11 protein-coding genes are annotated in these 12,139 nt (G+C 54.9%); 2 read left to right on the top strand and 9 right to left on the bottom strand.

Annotated elements, in window-relative coordinates:
• Positions 1-18: 18 nt before the first annotated feature.
• The 9 genes from recC to rppH all read right to left on the bottom strand — a co-directional run bounded on the left by recC (position 19) and on the right by rppH (position 9,951).
• Positions 19-3,396 (bottom strand): exodeoxyribonuclease V subunit gamma, encoded by a 3,378-nt coding sequence (recC, locus tag DFO57_RS11720; RefSeq protein ID WP_110015364.1) that lies wholly within the window; start codon positions 3,394-3,396, stop codon positions 19-21.
• Between the two features lie 112 nt (positions 3,397-3,508).
• Positions 3,509-3,835 carry a prepilin-type N-terminal cleavage/methylation domain-containing protein gene (locus DFO57_RS11715; RefSeq protein ID WP_233255860.1) on the bottom strand — a complete coding sequence of 109 codons (327 nt, stop codon included), beginning with the start codon at positions 3,833-3,835 and terminating at the stop codon, positions 3,509-3,511.
• Positions 3,795-4,199, bottom strand: a complete 405-nt coding sequence (locus tag DFO57_RS11710) for a DUF2509 family protein (protein ID WP_110015363.1) — start codon at positions 4,197-4,199, stop codon at positions 3,795-3,797. Before DFO57_RS11710 ends, DFO57_RS11715 begins: the two co-directional genes overlap by 41 nt.
• Entirely contained in the window at positions 4,196-4,723 is a 528-nt protein-coding gene (locus DFO57_RS11705; RefSeq protein ID WP_015699607.1) for a prepilin peptidase-dependent protein, read from the bottom strand. The genes DFO57_RS11710 and DFO57_RS11705 overlap by 4 nt, the downstream gene beginning before the upstream one ends.
• Positions 4,720-5,190: a prepilin peptidase-dependent protein gene (locus DFO57_RS11700; RefSeq protein WP_013026984.1), complete on the bottom strand. Its 471-nt coding sequence runs from the start codon at positions 5,188-5,190 to the stop codon at positions 4,720-4,722. The genes DFO57_RS11705 and DFO57_RS11700 overlap by 4 nt, the downstream gene beginning before the upstream one ends.
• 192 nt (positions 5,191-5,382) lie before the next feature.
• Positions 5,383-6,177, bottom strand: a complete 795-nt coding sequence (gene thyA, locus DFO57_RS11695; protein WP_014594480.1) for a thymidylate synthase — start codon at positions 6,175-6,177, stop codon at positions 5,383-5,385.
• Positions 6,174-7,055 (bottom strand): prolipoprotein diacylglyceryl transferase, encoded by an 882-nt coding sequence (gene lgt, locus DFO57_RS11690; RefSeq protein WP_024471441.1) that lies wholly within the window; start codon positions 7,053-7,055, stop codon positions 6,174-6,176. Before lgt ends, thyA begins: the two co-directional genes overlap by 4 nt.
• 109 nt (positions 7,056-7,164) lie before the next feature.
• Positions 7,165-9,411, bottom strand: coding sequence for a phosphoenolpyruvate--protein phosphotransferase (gene ptsP / locus DFO57_RS11685; protein ID WP_013026987.1), 2,247 nt, complete (start codon positions 9,409-9,411; stop codon positions 7,165-7,167).
• Positions 9,412-9,423: 12 nt separating this feature from the next.
• Positions 9,424-9,951, bottom strand: a complete 528-nt coding sequence (gene rppH, locus DFO57_RS11680) for an RNA pyrophosphohydrolase (RefSeq protein WP_013026988.1) — start codon at positions 9,949-9,951, stop codon at positions 9,424-9,426.
• Positions 9,952-10,637: 686 nt separating this feature from the next.
• Here rppH and mutH point away from each other — a divergent pair.
• Together mutH and DFO57_RS11670 are read left to right on the top strand one after the other, a co-directional pair.
• On the top strand, positions 10,638-11,315 hold the full coding sequence (gene mutH, locus DFO57_RS11675; protein WP_013026989.1) for a DNA mismatch repair endonuclease MutH: 678 nt from the start codon (positions 10,638-10,640) through the stop codon (positions 11,313-11,315).
• Between the two features lie 100 nt (positions 11,316-11,415).
• Positions 11,416-12,126, top strand: coding sequence for a TerC family protein (locus DFO57_RS11670; protein ID WP_014605139.1), 711 nt, complete (start codon positions 11,416-11,418; stop codon positions 12,124-12,126).
• Positions 12,127-12,139: the final 13 nt, after the last annotated feature.

Below are 12,139 nucleotides of genomic sequence, written 5' to 3'. Positions count from 1 at the left end.
CACCTGCAAAGGTGTGACTTACCGATCGTCCTGATGGGCCTGCAGCACCGGTGAGTACCAGCACGCCGCCGCCTCGGTTATGCGCTGTAGCTGGGATTCGTCCAGTACTCTGCACAGCCGCTGCAAATAGGGATCGCTTCCCTCGCCCTCCTGCTGATAACCCCCCACCCAGGCCGCCAGCAAATTGTTGCGGGCTTTGAGCTGCGTGGCCTCATCACTGAGGAACTGATGGCTTTTCTTATCAAAACAGGTGCTGATCCAGGCGCCCCCGCTTTTAGTCAGGAGCATCAAGGGTTCGCGCATTCCTTGCAGATAACCTTGCATGTAGCGCGCTAACTGGGCCGTGGCGTCATCCGGCGCAACGGCGTGGAAGCACCAGTAGCTCTGCTGGCGGCCAAACATGCGGCTTCTGCCGTTACCGCCCAGTGCACAATAAACTAAATGTTCGAGCCACAGTAATAAACCATCATTGATATTCAGCACGCCTGGCCGCCAGCGCAGTAGCCCGTCACTCTGCACCTGAGTCAGCCAGCCGGACAGGCTGACGCCGTCCAGATCCAGATTGATTTCCCAGCTTTCCCCTTCGCTACGTTGAGAGGTGACGTCTGCCGCCACCTCCTGCATCTCTTCACGCTGAGCCTGCCAGAACAGTTCACCAAACGCGCCATAAGGTAAGTTTCCGGCAGCGCGGTGATGGGCATAAAGACGATCGGTGTCCTCGCCTGTTACCAGTGCATTCAGCAGTTGGGCATTAATCTGGTAACGCTCCAGGCTATCCAGCGCAAAGGGTTCGCTGTCGGGGAGTTCATTTTCTTCAAGCCAGAAACTCACGCCCAGGCGTTGCTGAAACCAGGCCCGCACGGGATGACGCCAGAATCGCAGGAACTGTTCAAGGGCTAATGTCTCTACGGGCGGCGTGAGCAGGGGCTGAACGAAATCGGGCTGGGGCTGACCCGTACCCCGCGCGGCGGGAAGCCATTCGCGGGCAAAACTGTGGGCTGCCGACGCGGGCTGAAAGTTCTCGGGCGCGAACGGCATCCGGCTGTGTAAGTGTTCCAGATGCGCCCTGACCCGGCGCGCGCTCTCGTCCAGATCCTGGTCTTCATCGCCTGGCAGATAAAAACTTTGCCCAATATATTCCAGTAATTCTGTGACCAGCACGGACGGATAACGTTCGGTATTGTCCTGTATCGCGCGTCCGATATAGCTGATATAGAGCTGTTGCTGCGCGGAGATCAGGGCCTCCAGAAACAGGTAACGGTCGTCATCACGGCGGCTACGGTCCCCTTTACGCGACTGCTGTTGCATCAGGTCAAATCCCAGCGGCGCCAGGGTACGCGGATAAACGCCATCGTTCATCCCCAGTAAACACACGACGCTAAACGGGATGGAACGCATTGGCATCAGGGTACAAAAGTTGATTTGTCCGGCGAGAAAACGCTGACTGATACGCTGCTGATCCAGTCGGCCGCGCAGATCGTCGCGCAGCAACACCACCGGAATGGGCTCATCGAAGCGTGCGTCCATGCCGTATTCAATCAACGCCTTCCACTGCTCTTCCACCAGCAGCAGTGCAGCTTCAGTTTCGGGATCGGCCGTAAAGAATGCATTGAGCAGCTCGCGGCACAAAGGCAGCCACGCTTCCAGCGGGCGCGGTTCGGACAGCACCTGACGCCAGTGGTTGAGCCGCGACAGCAGCTCAGCCAGATGACCTGCCAGTTCGGCCACCAGTCCACTTGACTCATCGTAGGGCAGGATGCCCTGCCAGTCGCCATGCTGGCTTTCCATCGCATAGCCAAGCAGCATGCGTTGCAGCCCAAAGCGCCAGGTATGCTGGCCGGTAACCGGCAGGGCCAGTGCCTCAACGCTGGCATCATCCAGCCCCCAGCGTACGCCCGATTCGCTCACCCAGCGCCGCAGTAAACGCAGCCCGCTTTCATCAATTGAGAAGTGGTTCGCTAAGGCGGGCACGTCCAGCAGCGCCAGCACATCTTCGGAGACGAAACGGCTGTCGGGCAGCGCCAGTAAATGCAGAAAAGCCACAATCGCCGGATGCGCCTGACTGGCACGGCGGTCAGAGATGGCAAACGGCAGATAACGTTCGGCCGGAGCATTAGCAAACACGGCCTGAATAAAGGGCGCATAGGCGTCAATGTCGGCGACCATGACAATGATATCGCGTGCTTTTAGCCCGGGCTCCGCCTCCATCCGCGCCAGTAAATGATCCTGCAACACTTCCACTTCGCGTTGGGCACTGTGACAAACCTGGATAGCGATGGATCGATCCGCTGGATCCAGACAACGCTTTTGCCCACTGTAGGCCAGTTCGTCGGCCGTCAGACCGATCACGGCCTTGTCCTGCAGATTGAGAAGATCGTGCTGCATGCTGTGCAGCAGGTTGTCTTCCTCTACATCGACAAAGGCGTCAATTTCGCTGTTAAGATCCATCTGGCTGAGCAGGTAAAGGTTATCGCGCCCCAGCTTGCCCCAGGAGGCCAGGAGCGGGTTCGTGAGCTGCTGCTCGCCTTCGTCACTGAACAGCGCAGGCGCACGCGCCACATCGCTAAACAATCCACGATACTCCTCCCGATCGTGGCGGCGACGCTGACGGCTTTGTAACTTCGCCAGAAAAGCATAATCCTGAATGTCGCCCCAGTAGTCGCGGCAGGGATTCGTGAACAGCAGATAGATATCGATATGTCGCCCCAGCGCCTGTAACGCCTGAAGGTAGACCGGCGGAAGCGCTGATATGCCGCAAATAAAAACCCGTTCGGGCAGGTTGGCTGGTGGGGTCTGCGTCTGCTCCAGCGTATGGATAAAGCGCGCATAGAGGTTGGCACGGTGCCATTTAGGCTGGCCCAGCTCCTCGGTGTAATTCACTAAGTCACGCCATAGCGCCGCCTGCCAAATCTGGGCATCGCCCAGGCCGTCGATGTGCTGACCCCGCTCCCAGCTGTTCAGCCAGTCGGCGCGATAAACCAGATACTGGTCAAACAGGTCAGCGACGCGGGCACTGAGCTGAAACAGTTTGCGCTTGTCACCATCATCGCTCAGGTAATGGCGCAGTGAGGCAAACTCATCCTGTAGCAGCAGCGAGGGTAAACGGTGCATCAGCTTCCAGCTCATGCTGGCTTTGCTAAAAGCGCTCTCGACCGGAATGTCCGGCAGTACGCGAACAAACATTTCCCAGATAAAACTGGCCGGTAGCGGAAATTCAATATTCGCCGCAATGCCAAAGGTGTGCGCCAGCTCCATCTGTAACCATTGCGCCATGCCCGGACTTTGTACCAGCACCATTTCTGAGGCAAAAGGATCGTCAAGCGGATCCAGTTTAATCACTCTGGCTGCCAGGCTTTTGAGCAGATCAAGCTGATTAGAGTGATAAACGTGAAACATGAAAACTCCTGTGGAAAATCAAAACGGCATAGCGACCTCAGAGGATACTCACTCTACCGCGTATCGCATTTCAAGCCTACCAAAAGGCGGGTAAGCATAATGCCCTAACCGCTTAACAGGTTAAACGCATCAGGCTGGCGTGACGTTGATGCGGCCCGCTCACCTCGGCTTTTTCCAGCACACAGCCTCCCGGACCTTGTGTTTTCTCGAAACGGGATTGCCAGCCTGCCACCTCGTGGCCAAGCAGTCGCTGCTCTGCAACGCGCCAGGCTTCTCGTTGCTGCCACTGCTGACTGAAACCCAGCGTCAACACCCGGTGATACTGAAGCAGAGCGCTGGTGCTCACAGCCATCAGTAGCAGGGCAAACAGGGCTTCCGGCAGGCTGAACCCACGCGCGTCAGAAACATTGATCTGACGCGGCCAGCGGGCAGTAGTCAATCCAGCCCTGCGGCAAAGGGTGAATGGTGCTGCCCTGCACCCGTACCCAGCGCCACAGGGCCATCTCGCCAGTGCGGTCTTCACCTTTAAGTAATCCTTTGTCATCTGCGGTTCTTTGCAGGCAGCTCTGCCAGCCATACTGGTTCTCCTGTTGGCAGAATAACGGCGGCTGCTCGGGCCACTGTAAGGTCAGCCCCCACTGCAGCGCCGACTGCGCCTGCCAGAATCCCTGAATGAAACGCTGCTCATCGGCAACCCCGCGCATCCCCTGCGTCAGCATGTCGCGGCTGGCGTGTAGCGTTATGCCGCCTGTCAGCATGATGATTAACACCATCCCCAGCGCGCTGTTGCCCTGCGCCTTCACAAATTCATGCCCTCCACCCAGCGCACCACTGTTTCCTCCTGCTGACCCGTTCGCCCCTGCAGCATTATCCTGACCCGCTGGCCTTCCCGCTGCAGTTCAAAGGCTTCCACAGAGAGAAACGCGGGGTCGGACAAGCGCTCCCAGCCACTGCCATTGCAGTTATCCACACCGCGCTGCATCTCCAGCTGCTTTTGCCGCAGCCGGTAGCCGTAATAGTCGCTTTCACCTTGGCTGATATCTTCCCAGCGACCGTTGCTGTTCTCATCAAAGCGGATAAGCAGGCAGCTCCCGGTTATTGTTAATCCTTCACGGCCACATTCTCCCTGGCAATAGCCTGCCCGTCGCACGGCTTTTTCCAGTGTAGACAACATCTGCTGCAGCTCCGTTTGCAATTGCACCCGCTGTTGCAGACGGAGATTTTCCCCCAACAGCAGCGGCATAAAGCGCCCTGCGCCCACCATCAGTACCGCACTGATGGCCATCGCAATCAGCATTTCCAGCAGGCTAAATCCGGCCACTTTCATTCGCAGCCTGCTTCCTCTGAGGAGCACAGGCGAATCCGCGCCCGTGACGAGATGATCAGCCGGATTCGTCCCGCTGGATTGACCAGCTCAATGCTGCCCGCTCTGGCCACGTTGCGCCGTCCGTAAAAGCCTGGCTCACCGCGCAGCGGCTGCAAGGTCACACCCGTGTGCGGCGCAATAAAATGCAGGCGTCGGGCGGGATCACAGCCGTTCACCGGCGCATCGCCAACGCCTAAGCACCAGGGCTGCATGGTTCGCGCCCACAACACAAAGTCGCGGTTTTGCCAGTTGGCCTGCGCCCGTACGCTGAGCAAAAAAAACTGCAGCTGGCGAGCGCTGTCCCGTAGTTGCTGACGCTGCTGCCAGCGCTGCCAGCCCTGCGTGGCAAACGCGCTGAGAATGCCGACAATCACCATGACAAACAGTAGCTCTGCCAGCGTAAACCCTTTTGATGTTGGTCTTTTCATGGCAACAGCGTGCGATCTGGCGGGCGGGATGGCAATGTGTAAAAGCGGGAACGGGAAGCGGCGCTGCAGACTATTTCAGCTGCATGCCGTGTTTGAAGCATCGTTTGAGATCATCGCCGCAAAGCGCCGGGCGGAAAGATAAAAAAAGCCCCGGTATGCAAAGTCATACCGGGGCTTAGTATCAGGAAACCGTCAGACGGCAACCGGGGCTTTAATCGCCGGATGCGGATCGTAACCTTCAATCTCGAAATCGTCGAAGCGATAATCGAACAACGAAGCGGGTTTGCGCTTGATGACAAGCGTCGGCAGCGGTCGCGGCTCACGTGTCAGCTGCAGACGGGCCTGCTCCAGATGGTTGCTGTAAAGGTGCGTATCGCCCCCGGTCCAGACAAAATCACCCACGTCCAGATCGCACTGCTGTGCCACCATATGCACCAGCAACGCATAGCTGGCGATATTAAACGGCAGCCCCAGGAAGATATCGCAAGAGCGCTGATAAAGCTGACAGGAGAGTTTACCGTCCGCAACATAGAACTGGAAAAACGCATGGCACGGCGCCAGCGCCATTTCATCCAGCTCGCCGACGTTCCAGGCTGACACAATAATGCGGCGGGAATCCGGATCGCGTTTCAGTTGTTCAATCACCTTGGTGATTTGATCAATTTCCTGACCGCTTGCCGTGCCCCAACTGCGCCACTGCTTGCCGTAGACTGGCCCAAGATTACCCTGCTCGTCCGCCCACTCATCCCAGATTGAGACGTTGTTTTCTTTCAGGTAACCGATATTGGTATCGCCTTGCAGAAACCACAGCAGTTCATGAATGATGGAGCGCAGGTGGCACTTTTTTGTGGTGACCAGCGGAAAACCATCCTGCAGATTAAAACGCATCTGGTGACCAAAAATTGAAAGCGTGCCTGTACCGGTACGGTCAGATTTTGGTGTGCCTTCGTTCAGCACGTAGCGCATTAAGTCCAGATACTGTTTCATTTTTCCTCGTGAAGTTGTTGCTGCGGGCGACGGCGGTACGCCCAAATCATCATAATCACACCGGCAATAATCATTGGGATCGACAGGAGTTGCCCCATGCTCAGTCCACCGGTGAGCAAACCAAGCTGTGCGTCTGGCTGACGGAAGAATTCAACAATAATGCGGAATGTGCCGTAGCCAATCAGGAACAGGCCAGAGACGCTGCCCATCGGGCGAGGTTTACGAATAAACAGGTTCAGGATAATGAACAGCACGATGCCTTCAAGAAACAGCTCGTACAGCTGTGAAGGATGACGCGGCAGTACGCCATAGGTGTTCAGTAAGGCCTGATATTGTGGGTTGTTGGCCGCCAGCGCGATATCTTCGCTGCGCGAGCCGGGGAACAGCATGGCGAAACGGAAATTGGGATCGACGCGGCCCCAGAGTTCACCATTGATAAAATTACCCAGGCGACCAGCGCCCAGGCCAAACGGAATAAGCGGCGCAATAAAATCAGAAACCTGAAAGAAATTACGTTTGGTGCGACGCGCAAATATCAGCATCACCAGGATCACGCCAATCAGCCCGCCGTGGAATGACATACCGCCATCCCAGACTTTAAACAGGTAAAGCGGATTATCGAGAAACAGCGGCAGGTTATAAAACAGCACATAACCAATTCGACCACCCAGGAAAACGCCCAGGAAGCCCGCGTAAAGCAGGTTCTCTACTTCCTCTTTTTTCCAGCCGCTGCCTGGCTTGTTGGCCCGACGCACCGCCAGCCACATGGCGAAAACAAAACCCACCAGATACATCAATCCGTACCAGTGAAGCGAAAGCGGTCCGATCGAGAAGATTACCGGATCGAACTGCGGAAATGCGATATAGCCGTTATTCATCATTCACCGTTTATTTTCAGCCCTGAAAAGGGGACGTGATGCACATAAATTAGGGCTGGGCATGATAGCACAGCCAGTTTTCTGAGTAGCCGCAGAAATGTAACCTGGGTTAACGACCGCCGCGAATCAGGCCGCCCAGGCCGCGCTCTTCCATAAACGCCGAGACCAGCTGACGCACATCTGACGCTGAATAGGCTTTGAGCGCCTGGGTGCTGAGTTTCTGGACTTCTTCGTAATCCAGATGACGCAGCAGATATTTCACGCGTGAGACATTCTTGCCGTTCATGCTGAGATGGTGATATCCCATCCCTATCAATAGCGCCACACACATCGGATCGCCCGCCATTTCACCACACAAGCATAATTCCAGATTCGCCAAATGGGCTTCAATGGAAATTGCCTGTAGCGCACGCAGCATAGCCGGATGCAGCGAATCATACAGGTTCGCCACGCGGGTATTGTTACGATCTACCGCCAGTAAATACTGCGTCAGGTCATTGGTTCCGACAGAGACGAAATCGACGCGCGACGCCAGGTGCGGGATCATAAACAGCATAGAAGGCACTTCAATCATAATCCCGATGCGCGGCGTCGGAATGGTATAGCCGAGCATCTCTTCCACTTCTGTCCCGGCACGCTGAATGAGCCGCTTGGCTTCGTCGATCTCATCGATATGGCTGATCATCGGCAACAAAATGCTCAAATTGCCTGACGCGGCGTTAGCACGCAGCATGGCGCGCACCTGCACCATAAAAATCTCGGGTTGGTCGAGCGTGAGACGGATGCCCCGCCAGCCCAGGCAAGGATTCTCTTCACTGATTGGCATGTAAGGCAGCTGCTTATCTGCCCCGATATCCAGCGTGCGCAGCGTTACCGGCTTTTCGTGGAACAGCTGCAGCATGCCCTGATACTGAGCAACCTGCTCTTCTTCCGATGGAAAACCGCTTTGCAGCATAAAGGGAATTTCAGTGCGGTAAAGGCCAATGCCGTCAACCCAGCTGCCCAGCGTTTGCTCATGCTCCGGGCTCAGCCCCGCGTTCAGCATAACCTGTATACGTTGACCGCTACGCAGCTCGCCCGGCCTGTCCACGCCGCCTTCAGCCATTTTGCTGAGGGCATTTTCTTCACTGATTAGCCGCTGGTACTCCTGCACCAGAACCGGTTCAGGATCGATCAGCAGTTCACCGCGATAGCCATCGACAATCAGCAAACGTTTGTTTAACTGACTGGGTTGAATGTCCGCGCCCATGACGGTCGGAATGCCCATCGCCCGGGTCAAAATGGCCGCATGGGAGTTCGCCGCGCCGTCGCGTACCACAATCCCTGCCAGCCGCTCGTGCGGAATTTCCGCCAGCGTTGTGGCGGTGAGTTCGTCTGCCACCAGCACGAAACGCTCAGGCCAGGCGTTCACGCCCACCAGAGAATCATCGAGATGGAACAGCAAACGTTGACCCAACACCCGCAGATCGCCGGCGCGCTCTTTCAGATAGCTGTCCGTCAGGCTGGCAAACTGGGCGGCAAACTTTTCAATGACGGTTTTGACCGCCCACTCGGCAACGGATCCCCGCTCGATCTCCGCGAAAAGATCCTTTTTCAGGCGTGCGTCGGTTAACAGGTGAGAGTAGAGATCGAAGATCGCCGCGCTCTCTTTTTGCGCGCTGGCGGTAAAGCGTTTACTGAAGCGACGGAATTCACTGGCGGCTTCGGTCATGGCCAGTGACAAACGCTCGCGTTCACGCTGCGGATCCAGCGTTGAGGCGGCAGAAACCTGATCGAGTAAGGGCTGGGTTTCGTCTACCCAGCCTGGCGCGACGGCAACGCCTGGGGCGGCAGCAATGGCACGAATGCGTGCCAGACGATACTGACCAAACAACTGACTCAGTTGCGATTGTGACAGTAAGGCAGCCAGCTGCGTGGCCAGGGTAACGAGAAACGACTCTTCACTTTCGTCAAACTGCCGATGTTCACGCTGCTGAACCACCAGCACGCCCATAAGCTGGCGGCGGCTGATAATAGGCACGCCAAGGAAAGAGCGATAGCGCTCTTCCTTTACTGAAGGAATGTACTTAAAGCTGGGATGGCTCTGCGCATCGGCAAGGTTAATCGGCTCAGCGAGTCGCCCCACCAGACCGACAATACCTTCATCAAACGCCAGCTTGACCGTTAGCCCACGCGGTTTTTTCAAACCGCGTGTCGCCATCAGGTAATAACAGCGACGTTCGTGATCGGCGAGGTAGACGGAACAGACTTCCGTTTCCATCGCCAGGCAGATCTCATTAACCAGAATGTCGAGTGCTTCATTCAGACGTGGCGCACTCGCCACCTTTTCAACAATTTCTCGCAACTGAGTGAGCATAAAGGGCGTGGCCTATCCTCTTTTACGTCGATGGGCAGGATGATTTCGCTGCACCGCACTCTCCTGCATGGACATCACTACGCCAGCGAATTCTTTCATCACCCGACGATAAACATCGCGCTTAAAAGAGACAACCTGACGGACCGGATACCAAAAGCTTACCCACCGCCAGCCGTCGAATTCCGGCGTGCTGCTGTGCTGCACATTAATGTCTGCGTCATTACACATCAACTGCAGAAGAAACCACTTTTGTTTCTGACCAATACAAACCGGTTTTGTGTCCCAACGCACCAAACGTTTTGGCAACTTGTAGCGCAACCAGTTACGGGTAGATGCAAGTATTCGAACATCTTTACGGTGTAACCCGACTTCTTCGAACAGTTCGCGATACATCGCCTGTTCCGCGGTTTCACCGGGATTGATGCCTCCCTGAGGAAATTGCCAGGAGTGCTGTCCAAAGCGCCTGGCCCATAACACTTGCCCCTGCCTGTTACAAATTACGATACCAACATTCGGGCGGTAGCCATCATCATCGATCACCGGACTACCTCAAAAGCTAAAATTGAATGGTCTGATTGTTTCACACTCCTTACAGGCGGTAAACCACTGGATTTGCGGGCGCTTAGGGGCGTAATGTCGGGATAACTCACAGACTCATGCGAAGTTATAAACAAAAGTCCGTAAAAAGAGAGATCTTATTCACGTTTTCTGTGGATAGCTTTGTGCAGAACACGGGAGTTAACTGAATAACGTACCAGGATGAATCTGAAGGTGCCAAAAACAAGACCACGATTTACTATTGAAATATAAGACTATTTTTTTACTCTGCTGCCTTTTACCCTGCCGGAAAGGGGGCGGATAATTCCTTCGTGCTGACAATTGGCTAAAGATCCACCACAATGCTTTTTATCCACAGCGATCGGCTCAAGCTTGCATCAAACGGCTTAATTTTTGTTGAAAAACAGCAAAGTCAAGGCTGTAAATGGAACCAGTAGGCAACCTGAGACGGGGTTATCCCATTTTTCTGTGGATAACTGGGCTTGAGATCCTGTTCATTGTTGATAGCAAGTTGGGATAACCTGCGACATGAGTTGGAGCCTGCCAATTTCGCTGTAAAAAAAAGTACTATGTTTCATGTTATTATGTGAGTTATACCGCGTTCTTTCCTGTGGAAAACCTGAGGCTGCCGCAGGCTGCTTAATTATTAATCATTATGAGTTATTCACATGACATTCCTTCCCGGGCCACCTGAAGATGAGTCAACACTGTTATCGCGCGCCCAGTCACTGGCAGGTTTAACGCTGCAAACCCTGGCCGACCAGGCAGGCATTCCGATACCGGCCAACCTGAAACGGGATAAAGGCTGGGTCGGAATGCTGCTGGAATGGCATCTGGGCGCCAGTGCGGGCAGTAAAGCAGAACAGGATTTCGCACACCTGGGAATTGAACTAAAAACGATCCCTGTCGATCGCTATGGCAAGCCGCTGGAAACAACATTTGTTTGCGTTGCGCCCCTCACCGGAAACAGCGGCGTCACCTGGCAAAACAGCCATGTCCGCCATAAGCTGGCGCGCGTCCTGTGGATGCCGGTAGAGGGCGAGCGTGACATCCCGTTAGGCGAACGTCGGGTTGGCGCGCCGCTGCTGTGGAGCCCCGACGCGCAGGAAGATGAGATGCTGCGCCAGGACTGGGAGGAGTTGATGGATATGATCGTACTGGGTCAGGTAGAACGCATCACCGCCCGTCACGGTGCCTGGCTGCAGATTCGCCCCAAAGCAGCAAACAGCAAAGCCTTAACGGAAGGGATCGGCGATCGCGGACAGCCCATCATGACGCTGCCACGCGGGTTTTATCTCAAGAAAAGTTTTACAGGCCCGCTTCTGGCACGCCATTTTCTGGTCTGACAGCCTTATTCTCGCGTCCCTGGCGGTATTTAAATGTGAGTTAGACAAATTTGGTGCGTATAATCTTTGTTTAATTTTCGTTTAGGATATGAGTGCAGGTATGTTCGAGTGGATTACCGATCCCAACGCCTGGCTGGCGCTGGGCACCCTGACCATTCTGGAAGTGGTTCTGGGCATTGATAACATTATCTTTCTGTCGTTAGTGGTGGCAAAACTCCCCAAACATCAGCAAGCCCGCGCACGCCGCATCGGTTTGATGGGCGCAATGCTGATGCGTCTGGGATTACTGGCCTCTATTGCCTGGGTCGCAAGACTGACCAACCCATTGTTTACCCTCATGGATCATGCTTTTTCAGCACGCGATCTCATTCTGTTGTTTGGTGGATTATTCTTGCTGTGGAAGTCCAGCATGGAGATTCATGAAACGATAGAAGGCGAAGAAGCCGAGCACAAAACCAACGTTCACTCGTTCATGGGTGCCATTGTTCAAATCATGTTGCTCGACATCATTTTTAGTCTCGACTCCGTTATTACGGCCGTGGGCCTCTCCGACCATTTGTTTATTATGATGGCGGCAGTGGTGATTGCGGTATTAATGATGATGGTCGCTGCCCGCAGTATTGGCGAGTTCGTTGATCGTCATCCATCGGTCAAAATGCTGGCTCTCTCGTTCCTGATTTTGGTGGGTTTTACCCTGATCCTGGAAAGTTTCGCGGTGCATGTACCAAAAGGTTACATTTATTTTGCCATGTTCTTCTCGATGGCCGTTGAGTGCCTTAACCTGATGCGCAGTAAGAAAAAAACGCACTAATGTTGTCAAGGGC

This window comes from Pantoea sp. AG702, from assembly GCF_003182295.1.
GTDB classification, from domain to species: Bacteria; Pseudomonadota; Gammaproteobacteria; order Enterobacterales; family Enterobacteriaceae; genus Pantoea; species Pantoea ananatis.
This window is presented reverse-complemented; position numbering and strand designations above follow the sequence as displayed.